Below are 22,399 nucleotides of genomic sequence, written 5' to 3' on the forward strand. Positions count from 1 at the left end.
GCCGAGACGGATGGCGCGGTATGGGCGGCCAATTCGCTGGCGCTGCTGGTGGCCGCGACGCGACCGGCCGACCTTCGCCATCTGGCGGCTTCGCACCGTGCTGCGGTCCATCCACCGGGGGCCTTCAGCCTACCGGCGCGAGGTCTTCGCGACCCCCGAAATTCGTATATGCCGGTTCGCCAACGCCTTCGTCACCCTTGCGCCGGACGCGGCGCCGGCCGACCGGGCGCAATGCCAGAAGGCGGATTTCGATTCCTACGAAACCTACGTCGCCTTCCTGCGGGATACGACCGCCGAGGCGATGGCGAATTACGGCAAGCCGGCCAGCGTCTACCTGTCACGCGGCTACGACTCGCCCGCCGCGGCGATGCTGGCCCGCCAGATCGGGCCGGCGACGGCGATCTGCCTCGACCAGACGGCAAAAGGCAACGACGATGATGGCACGGCGATCGCCGAACGGCTCGGCATGCCGGTCGTGTCCGCAACGCGCCGCAAGCGCGCGACGCGGACGGTTCGGGCCGGGCCCTGGGACCTGGCGCTGGAGACCATCGCGCCAGACGACCATGCGACGACCTTCGAATTCTTCAACGGCACCGACATTTCGGAAGAAAGCATGCTGGTGCCGGACGAGGTGGTAGCCGACCGGGCGATCCTGACCGGCTGGCTCGGCGACGCTTTATGGGGGTTCGAATATCCGCCAAGCCCCGACCTCCAGCGGTCGACGAACCTGGCAGCCGGCACCGGCCTTGCCGACTTCCGCCTCCGGACCGGCTTCATGCACGTTCCGATCCCGGCGCTTGGCTTCAATCGCGCGGCGGCGATCCGGACGATCGGCCTGTCGGACGCGATGGAGCCATGGCGGCTTGGAACCGACTACGACCGGCCGATCCCGCGCCGCCTCGTCGAGGAAGCCGGCATCCCCCGGTCGTGGTTCGGAATGGCCAAGCAGTTCACGGCGACCAAGGCGGCCAATCTCCATGAGATCGCGCCGCTCCTGTTCGACAGGCTGGTCGATCGCTACGCGCCGGCCGTGGAGACCGGCGCCCTTGTCCGCCTGCCGACCGAAATGGTCTGAGCCGGCCTCAGATGGTCTGGTTGTAGTCGCCGACCTCGGGATGCTCCTTGAGCGCAGCGTCGACGAGCTTGAACATCTCGCGCATCCGCGCCTCGGAGACCGGGCTCTCGACCACAACGACCAGTTCCGGCTTGTTGGACGAAGCACGCACCAGCCCCCAGCTGCCGTCGTCGGCGACGACGCGCACGCCATTGACCGTCACCAGGTCGGCGATGGCGTGACCGTCGATGGTCTCGCCGGCCGCCTTCATCGCGACGAAGCGTTCCTTCACCGCGTCGGCGATCCCGTATTTGGTCTCGTCGTCGCAATGGGCGGCCATGGTCGGCGAGCCCCAGGTCTTGGGCAGGGCGTTCTTGAGGTCGGCCATCGACTTGTCGGGGTTGCGATCGAGCATGTCGAGGATGGCGATCGCCGAGACCAGCCCGTCGTCGTAACCGCGACCGACCGGCGGGTTGAAGAAGTAGTGGCCGGACTTTTCGAAGCCGGCCAGCGCGTTCAACTCGTTGACCCGGCGCTTGATGTAGGAGTGGCCGGTCTTCCAGTAATCGGCCTTGACGTCATTGGCCCGGAGCACCGGGTCGGTGGCGTAGAGGCCGGTCGACTTGACGTCGACGACGAAAGTGCAGCCGGGATGGAGGGTGGACAGGTCGCGGGCGAGCATCACCCCGACCTTGTCGGCGAAGATCTCCTCGCCCTCGTTGTCGACCACGCCGCAGCGGTCGCCGTCGCCGTCGAAGCCGAGAGCCACGTCGGCGCCATGCTCTTTCACCGCCGCGGCCATGGCATGGAGCATCTCCATGTCTTCCGGGTTCGGATTGTAGCGCGGGAAGGTGTAGTCGAGCTCGGTATCGAGCGGGATGACGTCGGCGCCCAGCGCCTTGAGGACGCCCGGGACGAAGGCGCTGGCCGTACCGTTGCCGCAGGCGGCGACGACCCGGATTGGCCGCTTCAGCTTCGGCCGCGCGGTGAGATCGGCGGCGTAGCGCTCGGCGAAATTCTCGACGAAGACATAGGAGCCCTCGTGCTTGAGATCGAAGGCCGCGTCGAGGACGATATTCTTGAGCCGGCCGATTTCGTCCGGACCGAAGGTGATCGGCCGCTGCGAGCCCATCTTGACGCCGGTCCAGCCATTTTCGTTATGCGAGGCGGTGACCATGGCGACCGCCGGAACATCGAGCGCGAACTGTGCGAAATAGGCCATCGGCGTCATCGCCATGCCGATGTCATAGACCCGGCAGCCGGAGGCCATCAGGCCGGTGATCAGCGCCAGCTTGATCGACGAGGAATAGGCCCGGTAGTCGTGGCCGGTGACGATCTCCTTGCGCACGCCCATCTGGCCGAGCAGCGTGCCGATGCCCATGCCGAGCGCGGTGACGCCCATCAGGTTCAGTTCGGGCGGCTTGTCCGAGGAGGGAATGCCGTACCACCAGCGCGCGTCGTATTCGCGGAAACCGGTGGCCTTGACCAGCGGCGTCGTCTCGAAAGCGAGCGTGTTGGGGCGGAGATCGGGAATCGGCTTGGGAAACATCGGTTCTTGTCCTTCGGGCCAGGAGTCCGGTGATACCAGAGCACCTGAGGGTGGGAAAGGCTTGGTTACTCGAGGAGAACGAGGCGCGGCCCCGACAGTTCGAATTTCGAGAGGCGGCCGAGGAAGCTCATGCCGAGCAGGTTGACCCGGAGCAGGTCGCCGGGAATCACCGTCGCCTCGACATCGCGGACGCGGATGCCGCCGACGCGGATTTCGGAGAGCATGACCCGCGCGACATTGACGATGCCGTTGGCCGTCGAGCTCGGCAGGTTGAAGGCGCTGCGCGGCGGATGGATGCCGAGACGACGCGCGGTCTCGGCGGTGAGCGACACGGTGGTGGCGCCGGTATCGACCATCGCCTCGATCCTGCGACCGTTGATCGAGGCGTCGACAAGGAAATGCCCGCCGCGGTCGGCTTCGAGAACGACCCTTCGGCCCGTGGCGGACGAACTCGGACGCGCCGCCCGCTCCCGTGCCGTAGCCGCGACCGGCTTGCTCGCCGGTGCCGCGGGTCGGCGCGGCGGCGATGCTTCGGCGCGCTGGGTGGCCGGCGTCTCGACCAGCCGGGCGAGGAGGCCCGGCGCGATCTCCGGCACGCTGACAGCGGCCGCGACCACGACGGCCGCAAGGATGATCAGCCTGAAGCCCGTCACCGGCGAAGGAGTCCTCCCGAGCAAGTCCGGGGCGCACGCCGCGCCCGGGCCCGCCACCATCGCGGCAAAATCCTAACGCGACACCAAGCCCGCGCAGGCCGGCGCCGTCCTCGTTAACGCGCGGTTAACGTCGTCGGGGCCGGTGCCTGGGGGCGGTTTGCGGCCACTCAGACCCAGCCGCCGTCGACGATGATATTCTGGTTGGTAACCGCCGAGGCTTCGTCCGAGGCATAGAACACCACCATGCGCGCGATATCGGCGGGATCGAGCGTGCGCGGCAGGCACTGGTCCTTCATCAGTTGCTCCAGCGCTTCGGGCGTCACCCAGAGGTCCTTCTGACGCTTGGTCATGATCCAGCCGGGGGCGATCGAGTTGATGCGGATGTTGTGGGCGCCGAGTTCGCGGGACAGGCCGCGAGTCAGGCCAAGAATCCCGGCCTTGCACGCCTCGTAGACCGGCAGGTCGCTGGCGGAGACCATCCAGGAGATCGACCCCATGTTGATGATCGAGCCGTTCTTGGCCTTCTTCATGTCGTTGACGACGGCCTGGATGGTGAAGATCTGGTGCTTGAGGTTCACCCGGACGCGGTCGTCGAAATAGTCGGAGGTGATCTCGTCGAGGCCGTGGCGCTCATCATGGGCGGCGTTGTTGACCAGAACGGTGATCGGCCCGAAAACCTTGCGTACCGCCTTGACGGCGCGCTGCAGCGCATCGATGTCGGCAAGGTCGCAGTGCTCGAAATGGACCTTCTGGCCCTTGCGCTTCAGCTTCGCCGCCAGCGCCTTCGATTCCTTCTCCATGATGTCGATGAAACCGACCTTCGCGCCTTGGGCGGCGAAATGGGTGACGATCGATTCGCCAATGCCGCTGCCGCCGCCGGTGACCAGCACCGTGCGGCCCTTGAGGCTGGGATAGATGGCGCCGTATTTCATAGTTCCTCCTGCAATTATTCCCCGGGGGTGTGTTTCTGGGTCACAGTCGCCACAGTTTTGGCCCCGAAAGTCACTTTTTGCGCGTGATTCGAAAAGAAGTCGCGTATAGCATTTCCTAACCGGGAGCGTCCCATATGGGGGTATCGGTCCTGTCCGGGGGATTTCTGCATGCGTCTCGCCTGTCTCGCCACACTGATCGCAGCCGGCCTGGCTTTCGGCGCCAGCAGCGCAAAGGCCGAGGACGCCCTGGCCGGAGACGCGCCGCAATACGTGATCGATGTCGGCGTCGGTGGGCAGTACAAGCCGAAATATCCCGGCTCCGACACCTACATCCTGGTTCCCTATCCGCTGTTTTCGGTCGGCCGCTTCTACCTGCCGGGCATGGGCCAGCGCGAGTCGGGCACCACCGGCTTCTTCATGTTTCCGTCCTTCGGCTTTAACGGCGAGCGCAAGGCGTCCGACGACAAGAGCCTGAAGGGCACCAAGACGGTTCCCTGGGCGCTCGAGCTTGGTCTCGGCGCCGGCGTGCGCGGCCAGTATCTGCGCGGCTTCGGCACCCTGCGCCAGGGGATCAACGGCACCGACGGGCAGGTCGGCAACCTCGGGCTCGACGTGCTCGTCCCGATCTCGGAGCGCTTCGAGATGGCCTTCGGCCCGCGCGCCAGCTTCGCCTCCCAGGAATACATGGAGACCTATTTCGGCGTCACCGCCAAGGAGGCGTCGAAAGGCTCGCTGTCGAAGTTCAAGCCGGATGGCGGGTTCAAGACAGTCGGTATCGCGACGACCGCCTCCTACGCGCTGACCGAGCGGACCCGCCTCCGCTTCACCGCCAGCTACAACCGGTTCATCGAGGACGCGGCCAAGAGCCCGATCGTCAAGTCCGGCAGCCGCGACCAGTGGATGGTCGGCGTCGGCGTAACCTACCGCCTCGGCTTCAATCTGTTCAACTAGGAACGGGCTCTCGCCCTCCATCAGCTATGGCTGGAACACGAATTCCAGCTTCAACCCGTCCGGGTCGGCGAAAAATACCGCGTGGTAGCCTGGCGCGTAGTCGGGGTAGTCGGCCGGCGGATCGAGGACTTCCGCACCCATCGCGACCAGCAGGTCGTGGAGCCGGGCGACGTCGTCGCGGCTTTCGGCACGCCACGCGATGTGGTGGAGCCCCGGCGCGGTGCGGTCGTGCTTGCGGGTCAGCCCGTCGCCGGTGGCGCGCATGATGCCGATCGAACTGACTAGCGCGCCGGTCTCGTCGCGCAAATCCCAGTCGAAACCGCGGTCGTGTTCGCTGGCGAGGCGATAGCCGAGAAAGCCGAGCACCGCGTCATAGAAAGCCCGCGACGCCCGGGGATCGCGCACCGTCAGGTCAAGATGGTCGATGGTTCCGCGCGGCGGCCGCGGCATCGCGAACCCGCTACTTCGTGCCGTAGAGCCGGTCGCCCGCGTCGCCGAGGCCGGGGACGATGTAGCCGTGATCGTTGAGGTATTCGTCGATCGCCGCGGTGTAGATCGGGACGCCGGGCTGGGCCTTCTGGAAGCGCTCGATGCCCTCGGGCGCGGCGAGCAGGCAGACGAAGCGGATGTCGTGGGCGCCGCGCTCCCGCAGCTTCTCGATTGCAGCACTTGCCGAATTGGCGGTGGCGAGCATCGGATCGACGACGATGACGAGGCGATCGCCGAGGTCCTCCGGCGCCTTGAAGTAATATTCGTGGGGCTCGAGCGTCTCGGGATCGCGATAGATGCCGACATGGGCGACGCGGGCCGAGGGTACGAGGTCGAGCATGCCGTCGAGAAGGCCGTTACCGGCGCGCAGGATCGAGGCGAAGACCGGCTTCTTGCCCTCGAGGATCGGCGCATCCATCGCAGCCAGCGGCGTCTCGATCCGCGTCGTGGTCAGCTTGAGGTCGCGGGTCACCTCATAGGTGAGAAGCAGGGCGATCTCGCGCAGAAGCTGGCGAAAGCTCGCCGTCGAGGTGGACTTGTCCCGCATCAGGGACAGCTTGTGCTGGACCAGGGGGTGGTCGACGAGGGTGACGCCTTGCATCGAACTGTCGCTCCATTGGTGTCTGTTGCCCGGCAAACTAGCCCCTGCGCGCCGCCAAGGCCAACCGCAAGGCCGCCCGGCCGGCGGTTGTCCCCATGCTTGGCGCTCAAGGGCTTTCGTGAATCCGTCGCAAGCCTCGCCAACGACGCCACCGGTCCCGCCCGGTGGCACTGAGCGCGACGGACAGACGGTGCGCCATCGCTTGCCTTCCCCGGAGGAGCGGGCGATGCTGCGGTGAAACGAGCCAGCGGCAGCGCGCGACCCTCGACAGGTTTCCCTGGTTTCGACCGGCGGTTTCCTGCCTGCCGCGGTTCCGGCAGGAGCCCTGACACCGCGTGACACGCGCCATCCTTCTCGTTCTCGATTCCGTCGGCATCGGCGGGGCGGAAGACGCCGACCGCTTCGGCGACGAAGGCGCCAATACGCTCGGCCATATCGCGGAGGCCTGCGCCAGCGGAGCGGGCGACCGCCCGGGCGTTCGCCAGGGGCCACTCCGCCTTCCGCATCTCGACCGGCTCGGCCTCGGCCGCGCCGCCAGCGCCTCGATCGGCGCCGCGATCCCGCCGCTCGGCTATGAGGGCGAGCCAGCCGGCCGCTGGGGCTACGGCGTCGAGACCTCCAAGGGCAAGGACACGCCCTCCGGCCATTGGGAGATCGCCGGCGTGCCGGTGGTCTTCGACTGGGGCTATTTTCCCGAGACCGTCCCGACCTTCCCGTCATCGCTGACCGAGGCGCTGATCCGCGAGGCGGAGTTGCCGGGCATCCTCGGCGACAAGCATGCCTCGGGCACCGAGATCGTCGCCGAGCTGGGCACCGCGCATCTCAGGACCGGAAAGCCGATCTGCTACACCTCCGCCGACTCGGTGTTCCAGATCGCCGCCCATGAGGAGGCCTTCGGGCTCGAGCGCCTCTACCATGTCTGCGAGGTCGCGCGGCGGCTCTGCGATCCGCTGAATATCGGCCGGGTGATCGCCCGCCCGTTCCTCGGCCAGGACGCGGACGACTTCAAGCGCACCGCCAACCGCCGCGACTATGCGGTGCCGCCGCCCGAGCCGACGCTCTGCGACCGGGCCGTCGCCGCCGGCCGGCAGGTGGTCGGCGTCGGCAAGATTGGCGACATCTTCGCCCATCGCGGCATCAGCCGGGAGATCAAGGGCGCCAACGACGACGCGCTGGTGACGGCAACGGTCGAGGCACTGGCGACGCTCGGCGACGGCGACCTGCTGTTCATCAACCTCGTCGAATTCGACTCGCTCTACGGCCATCGCCGCGAGGTCGGCGGCTATGCCGCGGCGCTCGAGGCCTTCGACCGGCGGCTGCCGGAGATCGAGGCGGCGATGAAGCCCGGCGACCTCGCCATCATCACCGCCGACCACGGCAACGACCCGACCTGGCGAGGCACAGACCACACCCGCGAGCATGTGCCGATCCTCGCCTTCGGTCCCGGCATCGCCGGTGGCGCGATCGGCCGCCGCGAGACGCTGGCCGACATGGGCGAGAGCGTCGCGGTCCATCTCGGCCTGCCGCCCGGCCCGCATGGGACGAGCTTCCTGTGACCACGACGCTGCCCAAGGCCGAACTCCACTGCCATATCGAGGGCGCGGCATCGCCGGCACTGGTCCGCCGCCTCGCCGACCGGCATGGCATCGACCTCGCCGACGTCTTCGACGAGGCCGGCGGCTATGCCTGGCACGACTTCGCGTCGTTCCTCGTCGCCTATGGCCGCGTCTCCAGCGTCTTTCGCTCCGCCGACGATTTTCGCGATCTGGCCCGCGACTACTTCCTTTCGATCGCGGCCGAGGGCGCGATTTATGGCGAGATCTTCATCGTCCCGGACATCGCCGCCGACAATGGCGTCTCCGCCGACGATTATGTCGCCGGCCTCAGCGACGGCATGGCGGAGGCCGAAGCGGAAACCGGCATCATCGGCCGGATGATCCTCACCGGCATCCGCCATCTCGGGCCGGCGCGGGTGCGGGCGCTGGTCGAACGGGCGGCACGACACCCGCGCATCACCGGCTTCGGCCTTGCCGGCGACGAGACGATGCACCACCCCCGCGACTTCGCCGACGCCTTCCGCATCGCCCGCGAGGCAGGGCTCGGGCTCACCGCCCATGCCGGCGAGCTGGCCGGGCCGCAAAGCGTCCGCGACGCGCTCGACCATTTTGGCGTCCGGCGGATCGGCCATGGCGTGCGGGCGATCGAGGATCCGGCGCTGGTCGAGCGACTGGTCGAGGAGGACATAGTGCTGGAGCTCTGCCCGGGTTCGAACGTCGCGCTCGGGCTCTATCCGAGCATCACGCAGCATCCCTTCCGCCGGCTGATGGAGGCCGCCGTGCGGGTGACGATCAATTCCGACGACCCGCCCTATTTCCACACCACCCTCGGCCACGAATATGACGAACTCGCCCGGGTGCAGGGGTTGGGCCATGGCGCGCTGCTCGCCGCCACCCGCACGGCGATCGAGGCGGCCTTCGTCGACGAGCCGACAAGGGCGCGGCTGCTGGCCAGGGTCGACGGGGCATCGGCGGATCCGGCCTGACAGCCGCCTCACCGCGCCTTTCCTCAAGCTTCTGTTTTTCCGGTCAACCGCCTGTGACGTCGGTCACCGGGCATTTGTGACCGGCGTCACTGCCAGGGAACCAGCCTTCGACCATATTCGTTTCATCGAACAACGCGGCGCCATTGCCCGCAGCGAGTATCAGGGGTCAGGTCATGAACATCTTCACCAGGATCATCGCAGTCGCCACTTTCGCAGTCGCCGCCATCGGCGTTACGACGCCTTCCGAGGCCGGGTTCTTCACCTCCTTCAAGCCCAAGCCGAGCCTCGTCGCGACGGTGTCGCTGTCGGAGCAGCGGATGTACCTCAAGGTCACCGACGAACGCGGCAAGACGCAGAAATACGTCTGGAAGGTTTCGACCGGCACCAGCGGCTTCGATACCCCGCGCGGCCAGTACCGCCCGACCTGGCTCTCCAAGGCCCACAAGTCCTCGCAGTACGACGATGCGCCGATGCCCTACTCGGTCTTCTTCGTCAACGGCGTCGCCATCCACGGCACCGAGGCGGTTTCCAAGCTCGGCTCCCGCGCCTCCCATGGCTGCGTCCGCCTGGCGACCGAAAACGCCGAGGCCTTCTACAACGCGGTTCAAGCCTACGGAAAGTACAACACCAAGATCATCGTCACGAACTGAATTGCCACGGACTGAGCGGGTTCCCCCGACCCGTCGACGCCAATCCCGCCACCCCCACACCCGGCGTCTTCTCGGTCCCAATACCACCGCCGTCCGGTTCCCCCGCCGGGCGGCGGTTGGTTTTTTGGAGCACGTTTCACCCGCCCGGTAACTCATCGACATCGATGCGGAAGAGGCGCGCCAGGCCGGCGCGGCCGGCCGCCGGGATGGTGAGCGCCCGCGTGTCGCGCATCCGCATAATCCATCCCAGCTCGAAAAGTCGCGTACAGAGCGCCGCGCCGACGGCGCCAGCCAGGTGATTGCGCCGTTCGGTCCAGTCGAGGCACGGACGGCAGAAGATGCGCCGCGCCTGCTTCAATCCGCTGAGGTCGATATCAAGGTCAGCGAATATCGCTTCGCCGGCGGGCGTGATCTCACCGCCCTCGTCGCTCAGGATAACGCCGCCGGTCTCCTGCAGATGCTCCGCGATCAGCACGCCCACCTGCCCCGCGATGTGATCGTAGCAGGTCCGGGCAAGCCTGAGTTCGCGATCGGCGCGCAGCAGACGGACGGGCGGCGCGGTTGCTTCCGCGGCGACCGCGCCAACCGCCTCGATCATCCGACAGACGGCCTCCGAGCCGATCCGGTAGTAGCGATGCCGGCCGCTGGGCGTGACGGCGATCAGCCCGAGGCCGAGCAGCTTGCCGAGATGGGCGCTGGCGGTCGCCGGTGAGATCCCGGCCAGGTAGGCGAGTTCCTTTGCCGTGTGCGAACGGCCGTCCATCATCGCCAGCAGCAGCCGCGCCCGCGACGGGTCGGCGAGCATTGCGGCAATCTCGGCGAGCTTCATGTCGGCGGCCATCGCGACAGTCTAGGCGATCGGCGGCGCTGGCGGCAGGCCGAACGCTTCGATGACGGTCAAAGCGATCGACGCCTGTGCGGCCGTCGATGCCGCTACGGTCTGGCACGTTCAACCGGACACGAGCCATGACAGCAAGCAACGTCGCCTTCGCCCGATTCCACCGCACCGGCAAGCCCGGCTTGAGCCTGCGGCCGGTCCTCACCGGCCTCCGCCTGGCGTTTCACCGCTACGCGCAGCGGCGGGCGCTGGCCGCGATGGAGCCGTGGCAACTCGACGACCTTGGCCTGACCCGGGTCGCAGCCGATGCCGAAGCGCGGCGGCCGCCATGGGCGGGCGCGGCGCGGCAGGTCTAGGTTGGCCCGATCCGCTCCAGCACGGCGGCCGACGGGGCGGCCGCTTCGTCGCCGACGCGATAGGCGGCGCGCAGAGCGGCCTCGGCGCGGGCGGCGTGGGCCTCGTTGCGGGCGTGGACCATGGCCAGCGGCGCGTCACCGCCAACCGTGCTGCCGAGTCCGGCAAGACCGGTGAAGCCGACCGTGTGGTCGATGGTGTCGGACGCCCGCGCCCTTCCGCCGCCGAGCTCGACCACCGCGACGCCGACGGCGCGGGTGTCGATCGCTCCAACGATACCGGCATGTTCGGCGGTCACCGGACGGACCACCGGCGCGGTCTTCAGGTAGGCCTCGAGACGCTCGACGAAGTCGCCCGGCCCGCCGAGCGCCTTGACCATGCGGCCGAAGGTTTCCGCCGCCCGGCCTGAAGCATAGGCCTCCTCGACCTTCACCCGCCCGGCCTCAGCGTCGTCGGCAAGACCGCCGAGCGCCAGCAGTTCGGCGGCCAGAGACACCACGACCTCGTGCAGCCGCGCATCGCGATGGCGGCCGGTCAGGTAGTCGACGGCATTCGCCACCTCGACGGCATTGCCGGCGGCCGAGGCCAGCGGTTCGTCCATGCCGGTGATCAGCGCGCTGGTCTTCAGCCCCGCGCCATTGGCGACGGCGACGAGGCTGCCGGCCAGCTCCCGGGCGCTGTCCAGCGTCGCCATGAAGGCGCCCGAGCCGGTCTTGACGTCGAGCACCAGGCCATCGAGCCCGGCGGCGAGCTTCTTCGACAGGATTGAGGCGGTGATCAGCGGAACCGACTCGACCGTCGCGGTGACGTCGCGGATCGCATAGAGGCGCTTGTCGGCCGGGGCGAGGTCGGCGGTCTGTCCGATGATCGCGCAGCCGGCCTCCTCGACCACCCGGCGGAAGGTCTCGATATCCGGCTGGGTGCTGTAGCCGGGGATCGAATCGAGCTTGTCGAGGGTGCCGCCGGAATGGCCGAGGCCACGGCCGGAAATCATCGGCACGAAGCCGCCGCAGGCGGCGATCGCCGGGGCGAGCATCAGCGAGACATTGTCGCCGATGCCGCCGGTCGAATGCTTGTCGAGCACCGGGCCCTCCAGCCCGGTCCAGTCGAGCACCGTGCCGGAATCGCGCATCGCCAGGGTCAGCGCGACGGACTCGTCGCGGCTCATGCCGCGGAAGAACACCGCCATGGCGAAGGCCGCGACCTGCCCCTCGGTCACCGACCCATGGGTCAGCCCCTCGACCAGGGCGGCGATGTCGGCCGGATCGACCGGCTGTCCCTCGCGCTTACGCCGGATGATTTCCTGCGGCAGCATTGCCTCACCTCCATCCGCGGTCATGAAAGAAGCGGCGCAGGATGCGCTGCAGCTTGGCCGCGCCGACCGGGCCGAGCCGCTTGGTCTCCTCGTGCGACAACTCGGCGCCGGTCATGCCGGCGGCAAAGTTGGTGATCGTCGAGACGGCGGCGACGCGCAGGCGGAAGAAGCGGCCGAGGATGACCTCCGGCACGGTCGACATGCCGACCGCATCGGCGCCGATCGTGCGGGCGAAGCGGATCTCCGCCGGCGTCTCGAAGGAGGGGCCGGAGAACCACATGTAGACGCCGGTGGCCAGGGCGACGCCCTCGCGCTCGGCCGCGGCGTGGAGCGCGGCACGCAGGCTGGCGTCATAGGCGCCGGTCATGCCGACGAAGCGATCCTCGGAGGTTTCGCCGATCAGCGGGTTGATGCCACTGAAGGCGATGTGGTCGGAGATCAGCATCAGTTCGCCCGGCCCGACCTCGGTGCGCAGCGAGCCGGCGGCGTTGGTTATCAGCAGCGTGTCGCAGCCGAGCGCCGCCAGCGTCGCGATCGGTATGCGCATCGATGCCGGATGGCCGGTCTCGTAGAAATGCACGCGACCGGACAGCACGATGACCGGCACGCCCTCGAGCCGCCCGGCGACCAGTTCGCCGCTATGCGACGAGACGCGCGAGATCGGGAAGCCAGGGAGGTCGGCATAGGGGATGCGCACGGCGTCGGTGACGGCGTCGGCGATCGCCCCCAGCCCGGAACCGAGGATCAGCCCGACCGAATAGGGCAGGTCGTTGGCTTCGCGGACCATCGCCGCGGCGGCCTGGACGCGGTCGTCGGTCATGGTCCCCTGCACAGCGTCGCGAAGCCCGAACAGGGCGCATAAGCCTTGTCGCTGACCGACCGCGCCACCTCGAAATACCCTCGGTGCATGGTTCTCGCCGGTCCTTTCTCCAAGCGGGGCGTGCGAGGGCGGAAGCCACCGGACGCGATCACCGATCTTTAGCCGCTTTGGCCCGCCGCGTCATCTCGACGGGCAGCGCCAGAGTCCGCAAATTGCCTCGACCATGACGGGCGAAAATGCCAAGCTGATGCTTCATGTCCGCCAAAGTCGGGCAAGCAGGACCAACGATCAACACGGCAAACAGTTTGGAGGCAGCGTTGAATAAGACACTCATCAGGACGACCCTCGCCGCGGTCGCGACCACCGCCCTGGTCGCCGGGCTCTCGGCGACGGCGGCCAGCGCCTTCTCCGCCTGCCAGGTGACCGACACCGGCGGCGTCGATGACAAGGGCTTCAATGAAACCGCCTGGAAGGGCGTCCAGGACGCCGAGAAGGACCTCGGCATCGAAGGCAAGTTGCTGGAATCCAAGGCCGAAACCGACTACGAGCCGAACATCAACTCCTTCATCTCGCAGAATTGCGACATCATCGTCACCGTCGGCTTCCTGCTCGGCGAGGCGACCAAGGAGGCGGCCGAGGCCAACCCCGACGTCAAGTTCTCGATCGTCGACTTCGCCTATGATCCGACGATCCCGAACGTCCTCGGCCAGGTCTACGCCACCGACGAAGCGGCCTTCCTCGCCGGCTACCTCGCGGCGGGCATGTCGAAGACCGGCGTCGTCGGCACCTTCGGCGGCATCAACATCCCGCCGGTGACCATCTTCATGGACGGCTTCTACCGCGGCGTCGACTACTACAACGAGAAGAAGGGCGCCGAAGTCGTCGTCCTCGGCTGGGATCCCGACAGCGGCGAAGGCCTGTTCACCAACAACTTCGACTCGCTCGACGACGGTCGCGCCTTCGCCAAGAACCTCAATGACGAGGGCGCCGACATCGTCATGCCGGTCGCTGGCCCGGTCGGCCTCGGCTCGGCAGCGCTGGCCGATGAAATCGGTACCGAGAACCTGGCGATCATCGGCGTCGATGCCGACCAGTACCTGACCGACCCGGAGAAGAAGCACGTCTACCTGACCTCGGTCCTCAAGCGCATGGACGCGACCGTGGTCGAGGCGATCAAGCAGGCGCAGGACGGCACCTTCGAGGGCGGCGTCATCGTCGGCACGCTTGAGAATAACGGCGTCGGCCTTGCCCCCTACCACGATTTCGAGGCGACGATTCCGGACGAACTGAAGAAGGAAATCGACGAGATCGGCGCCGGGATCATGGCCGGCGAGATCTCGGTCAAGGGCTGATCGCCACGGCCGCCATCACCGGCGGTCCGACCGAACCTGCCCGCCGCGTTCCCTGAGGGGTCGCGGCGGGCCACAACGGCCGCCGCGAGGAACAGCGAATCTTGGATATCGAACTCCGCGGTATTACCAAGCGTTTCGGCCCGGTCGTCGCCAATTCGGACGTCAACCTGACCATCAGGTCCGGCGAGATTTTCGGCCTGCTCGGCGAGAACGGCGCCGGCAAGTCGACGCTGATGAACGTCCTCAGCGGCCTCTATCGCCCCGACGAAGGCGAAATCCTCATCGACGGCAAGCCGGTCCGTTTCGAGGGCGCCGGCGACGCGATCCGCGCCGGCATCGGCATGGTCCACCAGCATTTCATGCTGGTTCCGGTCTTCACCGTCGCCGAGAATGTCGTGCTCGGCGTGGAGCCGACCGGGCGGCTAGACCACCTCGACCTCAAGACGGCCCGTCGGCAGGTGCGGGAGATCGGCGCCCAGCACGGCCTGGTCGTCGATCCCGACGCGATCATCGAGGAGGTGCCGGTCGGCATCCAGCAGCGGGTCGAGATCATCAAGGTCCTGTTCCGCTCGGCCGACGTGCTGATCTTCGACGAACCGACCGCGGTGCTGACGCCACAGGAGGTCGAGGATTTCTTCGGCATCGTCCGCTCGCTGCGCGACGCCGGCAAGGCGCTGGTCTTCATCACCCACAAGCTGTTCGAGATCCTCGAGGTCGCCGACCGGATCAGCGTGCTGCGCGGCGGCAAGATCGTCGGCGAGGGCGATCCCAAGACGGCGACGGAGGCCGACCTTGCGGAAATGATGGTCGGCCGGCCGGTCAGCTTCACCGTCGACAAGGCGCCGAAGGCGCCAGGACCGGCGTTGCTTGAGATCAGCGACCTCAAGGTGCTGAACGACCGCCACGAGGTCGCCGTCGATAACGTCAGCCTCAACGTGCGGGCCGGCGAGATCGTCGGCATCGCCGGCGTCCAGGGCAACGGCCAGACCGAGCTCGTCGAGGCGCTGACCGGGCTGCGGCCGACCGTCGGCGGCGCCATCACCTTTCTCGGCGAGGACGTGACCCGCGCCTCGACCCGCGACCTCCATGCCCGCGGCATCGCCCATGTGCCGGAAGACCGCCAGCGCGACGGGCTGATCGAGGATTTCACCATCGCCGAGAACATGGTGCTCGACAGCTATTACGACGACCGCTTCTCGACCGGGCTCAACATGCACTGGCAGAAGGTCCATGAGGAGACGGCGCGGATCGTCACCGAGTTCGATGTCCGCACATCCTCGGTCTTCGACCTCGCCGGGCACCTGTCCGGCGGCAACCAGCAGAAACTGGTGGTCGCCCGCGAATTGTCGCGCGAGATCAAGCTCCTGATTGCCTCGCAGCCGACCCGCGGCGTCGATGTCGGCTCGATCGAATACATCCATGAGCGAATCGTCGCCGCCCGCGACGCCGGCGTCGGCGTCATCGTCGTCTCGACCGAGCTCGACGAGATTCGCGGCCTGTCGGACCGCATCCTGGTGATGTTCCGCGGGCGCGTGGTGGCCGAGTTCGATTCCGCCAGCGCGACCGTCGCCCAGCTCGGGCTGGCGATGGCCGGAGCCGCGGCATGAGCGAACCCGGCAAACTCGACGCCATTTCCAGCGACCTGCTCAAGCGGGCGGTCGCCGACCGTTTCAACGGCGAGGAGATGATCCTGGTGCCGGTGCTCTCGGTGGTGCTGGCGCTCGCCATCGGCGCGATCGTCATGCTCGCCACCGGGGTCGGCTTCGGATCGATCGGCCAGTCCTACCTGGCGCTGTTCACCGGCTCCGTCGGTTCGGTCAACGCGATCTCGGAAACGCTCACCGCGGCGGCGCCGCTGACCCTGGCCGGGCTCGGCATCGCGCTCGGCTTCCGGGCCGGGCTGTTCAACATCGGCGCCGAGGGCCAGCTCATCCTCGGCGGCATCGCGGCGGTCGCCGTCGGCTTCGCGCTGACCGACACGCCGGCCTGGATCCACCTGCCGCTGGCGCTGCTCGCCGGGGCGCTGGCCGGGGCGGCATGGGCGGCGATCGCCGGCTGGCTCAAGGCGGCGACCGGCGCGCATGAGGTCATCACCACCATCATGCTCAACCTGATCGCGCTTCGTCTGGTCGACTACCTGTTGCGCAATCCGCCCATCCAGAAGCCCGGCCGCGCCGACCCGATCTCGCAGTCGGTGCTGCCGAGCGCCGAGCTGCCGCGCCTGCTGACCTGGATCGACCCCAACCTGCGCGTCCATGCCGGCATCCTGCTGGTGGTGGCGGCAGTCGCCATCGTCTACTGGCTGCTCTTCCGCACCACCAAGGGCTTCGAGTTCCGCGCCGCCGGCGCCAACCCGGACGCGGCGCGCTATGCCGGCATGCGCTCCGGGCTGATCATCGTGCTGGTGATGGCGACGGCCGGCGCGCTGGCCGGGCTTGCCGGGGCCAACCAGGTGCTTGGCGTGCTCGGCCGCGCCTCGCCGGGCTTTTCCGGCGGCGCCGGCTTCGACGCCATCGCGGTTGCCCTGCTCGGCCGGTCGCATCCGGTCGGCGTGCTGCTGGCCGGGCTGTTGTTCGGTGCGCTGCAGGCCGGCGGGCGCGAGATGCAGGTGGCGGCCGGGGTCTCGATCGACCTGATCTCGATCATCCAGGCGCTGGTCATCGTCTTCATGGCGGCGCCGACGCTGGTGCGTGCGACGATCCCCTGGGTGTTCACGAAACAGGTGGGGCGATAGGCCATGGTGCGAGGGTGGACCGCATGGCGATGACCGACACGGCGCCGCTGGCCAAGGCCGATATCGAGTTGGCCCGGCGGCGGCAGAAGAAGATCAACGGCGTCATCCTGCTCTGCCTCGCGGCCTTCGTCGCGCTGGCCTTCGGCGCGACCTCCGAAGGCGATGCGGTCTTCCGGCTGACGCTGCCGCGCGACGCCGTCAAGATTCCCAACCTCGTCCTGCCCGCGGCACCCTACGCCTATATCGTCGCCGCCCTCCTCGCCTTTTTCGGCATCCGCCAATTCCTGCGCGGCGGCGGGCGATCGACCAACGTCTTCCTCGGCATCGGGCTGTTGCTGGTGGTCACCGCCTTCCTCGCCTGGGCGACCGCCGGCAAGTCCTTCTCGCTGACCGGCATGCTGGAATCGACGCTGGTGCGGGCGGTGCCGATCGCACTCGGCGGGCTCGCCGGTGTGCTCTCGGAGCGCGTCGCGGTGGTCAATATCGCCATCGAGGGGATGCTGCTCGCCGGCGCCTTTGCCGGGGCGCTGATCGGCTCGGTGATGGGCGGCGTCATCGGCATCGTCGGCGCCGTGGCGATCGGCGGGCTGTTCGGCTTCATCCTCGCCGCCCTCGTCGTCACCCACCGGGTCGACCAGATCATCGCCGGCGTCGCCATCAACCTCTTCGTCCTCGGCCTGACCTCCTACGTCTCCAGTCAGGTGCTCACGGAATATACCTGGCTCAACAACGCGCCGGTCTTCCGGCCGATCGAGATTCCCTTCCTCAGCGACCTGCCGGTGGTCGGGCCGGTTCTCTTCCGCCAGAACCTCTTCGTCTACGGCGCGCTGATCATGGTGCTGGTGGCGACCTATTACCTCTTCCATACCCGCACCGGACTGCGGGCCCGGGCGGTCGGCGAGCATCCCGAAGCCGCCGACACGCTGGGCATCAACGTCTACCGCACCCGCTACATCAACGTGACGCTGGCCGGCATGGTCGCCGGCTTCGGCGGCGCCTGGTTCACGCTTGGCTCGGTCGGCCGCTTCGACGAGGGGATGACCGGTGGCCGCGGCTTCATCGGGCTGGCGGCGATGATCTTCGGGCGGTGGCATCCGGTCGGGGCGCTGATGGCGGCGCTGGTCTTCGGATTCGCCGACTCGCTGCAGCAGAAACTGGCTATCCTGCAGACGCCGATTCCCTCCGAATTCCTGGCGATGGCGCCGTATATCGCCACCATCGTGCTGGTCGCCGGGCTGATCGGCAGGGCGCGGCCGCCGGCCGCCGACGGCCAGCCCTACATCAAGGAATAGGCGCCGAAGCGCCGGGGGACGACAGGAATGGCAGGACGCCCGGCGCTGGCGATGATCGCCCATGACAACGAGAAGGACGACCTCGTCACCTTCGCGCGGTCCCACGCCGAGCGGCTGGCCCGCTTCGACCTCTTCGCCACCGGCACCACCGGCGCGCGGATCAGCGAAGCGCTGCCCGCGCTCAACGTCACCGCCCTGAAGAGCGGACCGCTCGGCGGGGACCAGCAGATCGGCGCGCTGATCGCCGAGGGGCGGATCGCGGCGCTGATCTTCTTCATCGACCCGCTGACGCCGATGCCGCACGATGTCGACGTCAAGGCCCTGACCCGGCTGGCGGTGGTCTATGATATTCCGATGGCCCTCAACGCCGCCACGGCCGAGATCCTGATCCGCCATCCCGGCGAATTCGCCAACGCCACCCACCCCGCAGAGGACCTTTGATGACAGCCCCGCTCGACCGCATTCGCTTTCCCGTCCTCAGCGGCGACATCGGTGGCACCAATGCCCGCTTCGCACTGACCGCCAACGAGACGGCGAAGACGGAACGCATCCCCACGATCGCCACCACCGATTTCGCGACGATCGACGATGCGATCGAGGCGGCGATCGGCGACCGGCCTCCGGGCGAACGACCGAAGACCGCGATCCTGGCGCTGGCCGGGCCGATCACCGGCGACCGGGTGAAGATCACCAACAATGACTGGGCGGCCGAGCCGAAGAAAATGATCGCCCGCTTCGGCATGACGGACGTCATCCTGCTCAACGATTTCGAGGCGCTGTCGCTGTCGCTGCCCGGCCTCGGGCCGGGCGACGTCGACGCGATCGGTGGCGGCGAAGCCAGGCCCGAAGGCGCCCGGGTCGTCGTCGGGCCGGGCACCGGTCTCGGCACCGGCGCGCTGATCCATGCCGGCGGCCGCTGGGTGCCGATCCCCGGCGAGGGCGGCCATGTCGATCTCGGCCCGGTCAGTCCGCGCGATTTCGAAATCTGGCCAAATCTCGAACAGACCTTCGGCCGAATGAGCGTCGAGACGCTGGTCTGCGGTTCGGGCATGCTGCGACTCTACCGGGGGATCTGCGCGACGAACGGCGTCGAGGCGACGCTCGCCAACGAAGCCGATGTCGCCGCCCGCGGCCTTGCCGGCGACGATCCCCAGGCGGTCGAGACGCTTGACCTCTTCGCCACCTATCTCGGCCGTTACGCCGGCGACCTCGCCCTGATCTTTTCGGCCTGGGGCGGCGTCTATCTCGCCGGCGGCATCTCGACCCGGATCGCCCCGGCGCTGAAATCCGGCGCCTTCCGCGAGGCTTTCCTCGCCAAGGAACCGCACCGCCACCTGATGGAACGGATGGCGACGGCGATCATCATCAAGGAAGACGCAGCACTTGCCGGCATCGGCGATTTCGCCCGCGCCCCCTCCCGCTTCGGCGTCGAACTGAACGGCCGCTGGTGGCAGGCGTAGGTTCCGTTTTCCCACACCACCGTCTTCGCCGGGCTTGACCCGGCCATCCATGCCATGACGGTCGTCGAGACACGCTGCCGCCCGGGAGTCACATGGCGGGCCATGTCGTACCGGAGACGCTACGATGAGGGAATGGCATGGATGGCCGGGTCAAGCCCGGCCATGACGGCGTGGGGTGGGAACGGAAGCTGCTTGACGACGGGTGGCGCACTGGATGGGCCACCCTTCCGTCGCGAGCGCGCCTCAGGTCAGAAGCACCTAACCTCCCACACACACCACCGTCATCGCCGGGCTTGACCCGGCCATGACGGCGTGGGCGGAAATGGCAGATGCTTGACGACGGGTGGCGCACTAGTGGGCCTCCCCTGCCGTCGCGATCGCGCCTCAGGTCAGGAGCACCTAACCTCCCACACACACCACCGTCATCGCCGGGCTTGACCCGGCGATCCATGCCATGACGGTCGTCGAGAAATTCTGCCGCCAAGGCGGCGCATGGCCGGGCGCGGGCTGGGTCGTACCGGAGACGCTACGATCAGGGAACGGCACGGATGGCCGGGTCAAGCCCGGCCATGACAGCGTGGAGGGTGGATTGGCGGGTGCCAGTCCCAACCGCAGCCAGTCCCGGCCGGTCGCCCGCCCCTAACGCGGCCCCGGCCCCCGAGTCCTAGTCCGCCAGGTCGGCGGAGTCGGCCTGAAGCTGGCCGTAGCTTTCCGCGCCGATATCGCCGAGCAGGGCGATCTGGGTTTCGAGGAAGTCGATGTGGCCCTCCTCGTCGGCGAGCAACTCCTCGAACAGCTTCATCGACACGTAGTCATTGGCCAGCCGGCAGACTTCGCGCGCCTCGTTGTAGAGGTTGCGGGCGTCATACTCGCCTTCGAGATCCGCCTCGAGGACCTCGCGGATATTCTGGCCGATCTTGAGGGGGTTGAGCTGCTGCAGGTTGGGCAGCCCCTCGAGGAAGATGATGCGCTCGACCAGCTTGTCGGCGTGCTGCATCTCCTCGATCGACTCGGCCCGCTCCTTCTTGGCAAGCTTGGCGTAGCCCCAGTCCTCCAGCAGGCGGAAATGAAGCCAGTACTGGTTCACGGCCGTGAGCTCGTGACGCAGCGACTGATTGAGGAAATCGATGACCTTGGCGTCGCCCTTCATGGAACTCTCCGTAGATTAGATTTATTCAAAACTAGGACGCATCGGTCGCAGCGTCAATGAGGATATCCAGTTCGTCGACCGTCAGGACCTCGTCTTCATCGGCGACCGAAGCCAGCGGCTCGGGGCAGGTGAAGGCGATGCCGGCGTCGGCGACAATGCGGCGGACGGTGGGAAAACACGTGCCGCATTGCGGCCGCGCGCCCAGCGCCCGAAAAAGCCGCCCCGGGGTGACGGGACGGCCCGGATCCTCGCGGGCCAGCGTTTCGGCGGCCGCGAGGATGCGATCTCCTGTCAGGACATTGCACGAGCAGACGATCATCGCCCATCATTTGGCACTTGCCCGGGCATCGCGCAACGTCCGCCGCAGCACTCACGCGATCGCTGCGACTGCCCGCTTGGCCATCACCTTGACGAGATTGGCGCGGTAGGCGGCCGATCCGTGGATATCGGACAGCATGTCCTCGGCGCTGATGGTCAGCGGCTCGATCGCCGCCGGGCTCCATGAGTCGAGCAGCGCCTTTTCGATCTCGGCAGACCGGAAGACGCCGTTGCCGCTGGCGCCGGTTACGCCGACGCGGACCGCGCCGTCCTTCATCCGGGCGACGAAGACGCCGGCCATGGCATAGCCCGAGGCCGGGTTGCGGAACTTGGCATAGGCGCTCTTTTCCGGGATCGGGAAGACGACGCGGGTGACGATCTCGCCATCCTCCAGCGACGTCGAGAACATGCCGTCGAAGAAGTCAGCGGCGGCGATCTGGCGCCTGTCAGTGTGGATGGTGGCGCCAAGGGCCAGCACCACGGCCGGATAATCGGCGGCCGGGTCGTTGTTGGCGAGCGAACCGCCAAGCGTGCCGCGATGGCGGACAGCGGGATCGCCGATCATCCCGGCGAGTTCGGCAAGGCCGGGAATCGCGCCGCGCACGGCGTCCGAGGTCGCGACGTCGGAATGGGTGCAGGCCGCGCCGATCGAGACGGTGTCGCCCTCGACCGCGATGCTCTTCATTTCGGCGATGCCGGCGACGTCGACCAGGTCGGACGGCGCGGCGAGCCGCTGCTTCATGGTCGGGATCAGCGTCTGGCCGCCGGCGATGAGCCGGCCGTCCGAGGCGTTGGCGAGCAGGCTTGCCGCATCGGCGAGGCTCGACGGGCGGTGATAGCTTGTTTCGTACATGGCTTGCGCTCGTCCTCGTCCTAGCTTGCCATCGCCGAAGCGCCGGCCTTGATGGCCTTGACGATGTTCTGATAGCCGGTGCAGCGGCAGATATTGCCTTCCAGCTCGTGACGGATGGTCGCCTCGTCGAGGTCGTTGCCGAGGCGGCGGACCATGTCGATCGCGGTCATGACCATGCCCGGCGTGCAGAAGCCGCATTGCAGGCCGTGATGCTCGGCGAAGGCCGCCTGCATCGGATGCAACGCATCGCCCTCGGCAACACCCTCGATGGTGCGGACATCGGCGCCGTTGGCCTGGACCGCGAACATCGTGCAGGACTTCATCGCGACACCGTCGACATGAACGACGCAGGCGCCGCATTGCGAGGTGTCGCAGCCGACATGGGTGCCGGTCAGCTTCAGTTCCTCGCGGATGAGTTCAACCAGCAGGGCACGGTCCTCGACCTCGGTCGAGACATCCTTGCCATTTACTTTCAACGCAATTGTCGACATG

The 22,399-nt window shown here is 67.7% G+C and carries 24 protein-coding genes; 12 read left to right on the forward strand and 12 right to left on the reverse strand.

All coding sequences use genetic code 11. The features are described 5' to 3' along the window. Positions 1–10 precede the first annotated feature (10 nt). Positions 11–1,075: a hypothetical protein gene (locus tag BLT60_RS22095; RefSeq protein WP_090880469.1), complete on the forward strand. Its 1,065-nt coding sequence runs from the start codon at positions 11–13 to the stop codon at positions 1,073–1,075. Between the two features lie 7 nt (positions 1,076–1,082). On the opposite strand, the gene BLT60_RS22100 is transcribed toward BLT60_RS22095, so the two are convergent. From BLT60_RS22100 to BLT60_RS22110, 3 genes are all read right to left on the reverse strand, one after another. Beyond that, complete coding sequence (locus BLT60_RS22100) at positions 1,083–2,603, reverse strand: phosphomannomutase/phosphoglucomutase (RefSeq protein ID WP_090880472.1); 1,521 nt, start codon at positions 2,601–2,603, stop codon at positions 1,083–1,085. 65 nt (positions 2,604–2,668) lie between these two features. Beyond that, positions 2,669–3,256 carry a retropepsin-like aspartic protease family protein gene (locus tag BLT60_RS22105; protein WP_175478586.1) on the reverse strand — a complete coding sequence of 196 codons (588 nt, stop codon included), beginning with the start codon at positions 3,254–3,256 and terminating at the stop codon, positions 2,669–2,671. Between the two features lie 167 nt (positions 3,257–3,423). After that, positions 3,424–4,188, reverse strand: a complete 765-nt coding sequence (locus BLT60_RS22110) for an SDR family NAD(P)-dependent oxidoreductase (RefSeq protein ID WP_090880479.1) — start codon at positions 4,186–4,188, stop codon at positions 3,424–3,426. A 168-nt stretch (positions 4,189–4,356) separates the two neighbouring features. On the opposite strand from BLT60_RS22110, the gene BLT60_RS22115 reads away from it, so the two are divergent. After that, the gene (locus tag BLT60_RS22115) at positions 4,357–5,139 is read left to right on the forward strand and encodes a MipA/OmpV family protein (RefSeq protein ID WP_090880482.1); all 783 of its coding nucleotides are present in this window, start codon (positions 4,357–4,359) and stop codon (positions 5,137–5,139) included. A gap of 24 nt (positions 5,140–5,163) precedes the next feature. Here the strand turns inward: BLT60_RS22115 and BLT60_RS22120 are convergent, their stop codons facing one another. After that, a complete protein-coding gene (locus BLT60_RS22120; RefSeq protein ID WP_090880484.1) occupies positions 5,164–5,589 on the reverse strand; it encodes a VOC family protein in 426 nt (141 codons plus the stop codon). Positions 5,590–5,599: 10 nt separating this feature from the next. After that, a complete protein-coding gene (gene upp, locus BLT60_RS22125; protein WP_090880487.1) occupies positions 5,600–6,229 on the reverse strand; it encodes a uracil phosphoribosyltransferase in 630 nt (209 codons plus the stop codon). Between the two features lie 335 nt (positions 6,230–6,564). Between upp and BLT60_RS22130 the strand changes: the two genes are divergently transcribed. The 3 genes from BLT60_RS22130 (at position 6,565) to BLT60_RS22140 (ending at position 9,421) form a co-directional block, all read left to right on the forward strand. Then, positions 6,565–7,785: a phosphopentomutase gene (locus BLT60_RS22130; protein WP_090880490.1), complete on the forward strand. Its 1,221-nt coding sequence runs from the start codon at positions 6,565–6,567 to the stop codon at positions 7,783–7,785. Continuing rightward, positions 7,782–8,771, forward strand: a complete 990-nt coding sequence (locus BLT60_RS22135; protein WP_090880493.1) for an adenosine deaminase — start codon at positions 7,782–7,784, stop codon at positions 8,769–8,771. The genes BLT60_RS22130 and BLT60_RS22135 overlap by 4 nt, the downstream gene beginning before the upstream one ends. A gap of 173 nt (positions 8,772–8,944) precedes the next feature. After that, a complete protein-coding gene (locus BLT60_RS22140; RefSeq protein ID WP_090880497.1) occupies positions 8,945–9,421 on the forward strand; it encodes a L,D-transpeptidase in 477 nt (158 codons plus the stop codon). Between the two features lie 136 nt (positions 9,422–9,557). Here BLT60_RS22140 and BLT60_RS22145 read toward each other — a convergent pair whose 3' ends face one another. Continuing rightward, positions 9,558–10,262 carry an ArsR/SmtB family transcription factor gene (locus BLT60_RS22145; RefSeq protein WP_090880500.1) on the reverse strand — a complete coding sequence of 235 codons (705 nt, stop codon included), beginning with the start codon at positions 10,260–10,262 and terminating at the stop codon, positions 9,558–9,560. Positions 10,263–10,387: 125 nt separating this feature from the next. Here BLT60_RS22145 and BLT60_RS22150 point away from each other — a divergent pair, with 125 nt between their 5' ends. Continuing rightward, positions 10,388–10,615, forward strand: a complete 228-nt coding sequence (locus BLT60_RS22150) for a DUF1127 domain-containing protein (RefSeq protein WP_175478587.1) — start codon at positions 10,388–10,390, stop codon at positions 10,613–10,615. On the opposite strand, the gene deoA is transcribed toward BLT60_RS22150, so the two are convergent. Beyond that, positions 10,612–11,928 carry a thymidine phosphorylase gene (gene deoA / locus BLT60_RS22155; RefSeq protein ID WP_090880506.1) on the reverse strand — a complete coding sequence of 439 codons (1,317 nt, stop codon included), beginning with the start codon at positions 11,926–11,928 and terminating at the stop codon, positions 10,612–10,614. The genes BLT60_RS22150 and deoA overlap by 4 nt on opposite strands. A 4-nt stretch (positions 11,929–11,932) precedes the next feature. Next, the gene (locus BLT60_RS22160; RefSeq protein ID WP_090880508.1) at positions 11,933–12,748 is read right to left on the reverse strand and encodes a purine-nucleoside phosphorylase; all 816 of its coding nucleotides are present in this window, start codon (positions 12,746–12,748) and stop codon (positions 11,933–11,935) included. Positions 12,749–13,065: 317 nt separating this feature from the next. Between BLT60_RS22160 and BLT60_RS22165 the strand changes: the two genes are divergently transcribed. The 6 genes from BLT60_RS22165 to glk all read left to right on the forward strand — a co-directional run bounded on the left by BLT60_RS22165 (position 13,066) and on the right by glk (position 19,586). Then, positions 13,066–14,100: a BMP family lipoprotein gene (locus BLT60_RS22165; RefSeq protein ID WP_210185662.1), complete on the forward strand. Its 1,035-nt coding sequence runs from the start codon at positions 13,066–13,068 to the stop codon at positions 14,098–14,100. A gap of 101 nt (positions 14,101–14,201) precedes the next feature. Then, positions 14,202–15,707, forward strand: a complete 1,506-nt coding sequence (locus tag BLT60_RS22170) for an ABC transporter ATP-binding protein (RefSeq protein ID WP_090880514.1) — start codon at positions 14,202–14,204, stop codon at positions 15,705–15,707. Continuing rightward, the gene (locus tag BLT60_RS22175) at positions 15,704–16,834 is read left to right on the forward strand and encodes an ABC transporter permease (protein WP_210185663.1); all 1,131 of its coding nucleotides are present in this window, start codon (positions 15,704–15,706) and stop codon (positions 16,832–16,834) included. Before BLT60_RS22170 ends, BLT60_RS22175 begins: the two co-directional genes overlap by 4 nt. Positions 16,835–16,857: 23 nt before the next feature. Beyond that, on the forward strand, positions 16,858–18,126 hold the full coding sequence (locus BLT60_RS22180; protein WP_090880517.1) for an ABC transporter permease: 1,269 nt from the start codon (positions 16,858–16,860) through the stop codon (positions 18,124–18,126). Between the two features lie 27 nt (positions 18,127–18,153). Further along, on the forward strand, positions 18,154–18,567 hold the full coding sequence (locus BLT60_RS22185; RefSeq protein WP_090880520.1) for a methylglyoxal synthase: 414 nt from the start codon (positions 18,154–18,156) through the stop codon (positions 18,565–18,567). Beyond that, complete coding sequence (gene glk, locus BLT60_RS22190) at positions 18,567–19,586, forward strand: glucokinase (RefSeq protein WP_090880522.1); 1,020 nt, start codon at positions 18,567–18,569, stop codon at positions 19,584–19,586. Before BLT60_RS22185 ends, glk begins: the two co-directional genes overlap by 1 nt. A 664-nt stretch (positions 19,587–20,250) precedes the next feature. Here glk and bfr read toward each other — a convergent pair. From bfr to BLT60_RS22210, 4 genes are read right to left on the reverse strand one after another with little or no spacing between them, the layout of a single operon-like run. Then, positions 20,251–20,736 carry a bacterioferritin gene (gene bfr, locus BLT60_RS22195; RefSeq protein WP_090880524.1) on the reverse strand — a complete coding sequence of 162 codons (486 nt, stop codon included), beginning with the start codon at positions 20,734–20,736 and terminating at the stop codon, positions 20,251–20,253. Positions 20,737–20,767: 31 nt separating this feature from the next. Continuing rightward, the gene (locus BLT60_RS22200) at positions 20,768–21,055 is read right to left on the reverse strand and encodes a (2Fe-2S)-binding protein (RefSeq protein ID WP_090880526.1); all 288 of its coding nucleotides are present in this window, start codon (positions 21,053–21,055) and stop codon (positions 20,768–20,770) included. A gap of 51 nt (positions 21,056–21,106) precedes the next feature. Next, positions 21,107–21,907 carry an FAD binding domain-containing protein gene (locus tag BLT60_RS22205; protein ID WP_090880528.1) on the reverse strand — a complete coding sequence of 267 codons (801 nt, stop codon included), beginning with the start codon at positions 21,905–21,907 and terminating at the stop codon, positions 21,107–21,109. 20 nt (positions 21,908–21,927) lie between these two features. Continuing rightward, a complete protein-coding gene (locus tag BLT60_RS22210; protein WP_090880530.1) occupies positions 21,928–22,398 on the reverse strand; it encodes a (2Fe-2S)-binding protein in 471 nt (156 codons plus the stop codon). Position 22,399: the final 1 nt, after the last annotated feature.

Origin of the sequence: Bauldia litoralis (assembly GCF_900104485.1) — a bacterium.
In the GTDB taxonomy this organism is placed as follows: domain Bacteria; phylum Pseudomonadota; class Alphaproteobacteria; order Rhizobiales; family Kaistiaceae; genus Bauldia; species Bauldia litoralis.

What these genes read in the sequence shown, in the direction of transcription:
- BLT60_RS22095 (WP_090880469.1), top strand. Translation starts at nt 11, where the DNA reads ATGGCGCGGTATGGGCGGCCAATTCGCTGGCGCTGCTGGTGGCCGCGA.
- BLT60_RS22100 (WP_090880472.1), bottom strand. Translation starts at nt 2,603, where the DNA reads ATGTTTCCCAAGCCGATTCCCGATCTCCGCCCCAACACGCTCGCTTTC.
- BLT60_RS22110 (WP_090880479.1), bottom strand. Translation starts at nt 4,188, where the DNA reads ATGAAATACGGCGCCATCTATCCCAGCCTCAAGGGCCGCACGGTGCTG.
- BLT60_RS22115 (WP_090880482.1), top strand. Translation starts at nt 4,357, where the DNA reads ATGCGTCTCGCCTGTCTCGCCACACTGATCGCAGCCGGCCTGGCTTTC.
- BLT60_RS22120 (WP_090880484.1), bottom strand. Translation starts at nt 5,589, where the DNA reads ATGCCGCGGCCGCCGCGCGGAACCATCGACCATCTTGACCTGACGGTG.
- upp (WP_090880487.1), bottom strand. Translation starts at nt 6,229, where the DNA reads ATGCAAGGCGTCACCCTCGTCGACCACCCCCTGGTCCAGCACAAGCTG.
- BLT60_RS22140 (WP_090880497.1), top strand. Translation starts at nt 8,945, where the DNA reads ATGAACATCTTCACCAGGATCATCGCAGTCGCCACTTTCGCAGTCGCC.
- BLT60_RS22145 (WP_090880500.1), bottom strand. Translation starts at nt 10,262, where the DNA reads ATGGCCGCCGACATGAAGCTCGCCGAGATTGCCGCAATGCTCGCCGAC.
- BLT60_RS22150 (WP_175478587.1), top strand. Translation starts at nt 10,388, where the DNA reads ATGACAGCAAGCAACGTCGCCTTCGCCCGATTCCACCGCACCGGCAAG.
- deoA (WP_090880506.1), bottom strand. Translation starts at nt 11,928, where the DNA reads ATGCTGCCGCAGGAAATCATCCGGCGTAAGCGCGAGGGACAGCCGGTC.
- BLT60_RS22160 (WP_090880508.1), bottom strand. Translation starts at nt 12,748, where the DNA reads ATGACCGACGACCGCGTCCAGGCCGCCGCGGCGATGGTCCGCGAAGCC.
- BLT60_RS22175 (WP_210185663.1), top strand. Translation starts at nt 15,704, where the DNA reads ATGAGCGAACCCGGCAAACTCGACGCCATTTCCAGCGACCTGCTCAAG.
- BLT60_RS22180 (WP_090880517.1), top strand. Translation starts at nt 16,858, where the DNA reads ATGGCGATGACCGACACGGCGCCGCTGGCCAAGGCCGATATCGAGTTG.
- BLT60_RS22185 (WP_090880520.1), top strand. Translation starts at nt 18,154, where the DNA reads ATGGCAGGACGCCCGGCGCTGGCGATGATCGCCCATGACAACGAGAAG.
- glk (WP_090880522.1), top strand. Translation starts at nt 18,567, where the DNA reads ATGACAGCCCCGCTCGACCGCATTCGCTTTCCCGTCCTCAGCGGCGAC.
- bfr (WP_090880524.1), bottom strand. Translation starts at nt 20,736, where the DNA reads ATGAAGGGCGACGCCAAGGTCATCGATTTCCTCAATCAGTCGCTGCGT.
- BLT60_RS22200 (WP_090880526.1), bottom strand. Translation starts at nt 21,055, where the DNA reads ATGATCGTCTGCTCGTGCAATGTCCTGACAGGAGATCGCATCCTCGCG.
- BLT60_RS22205 (WP_090880528.1), bottom strand. Translation starts at nt 21,907, where the DNA reads ATGTACGAAACAAGCTATCACCGCCCGTCGAGCCTCGCCGATGCGGCA.
- BLT60_RS22210 (WP_090880530.1), bottom strand. Translation starts at nt 22,398, where the DNA reads ATGTCGACAATTGCGTTGAAAGTAAATGGCAAGGATGTCTCGACCGAG.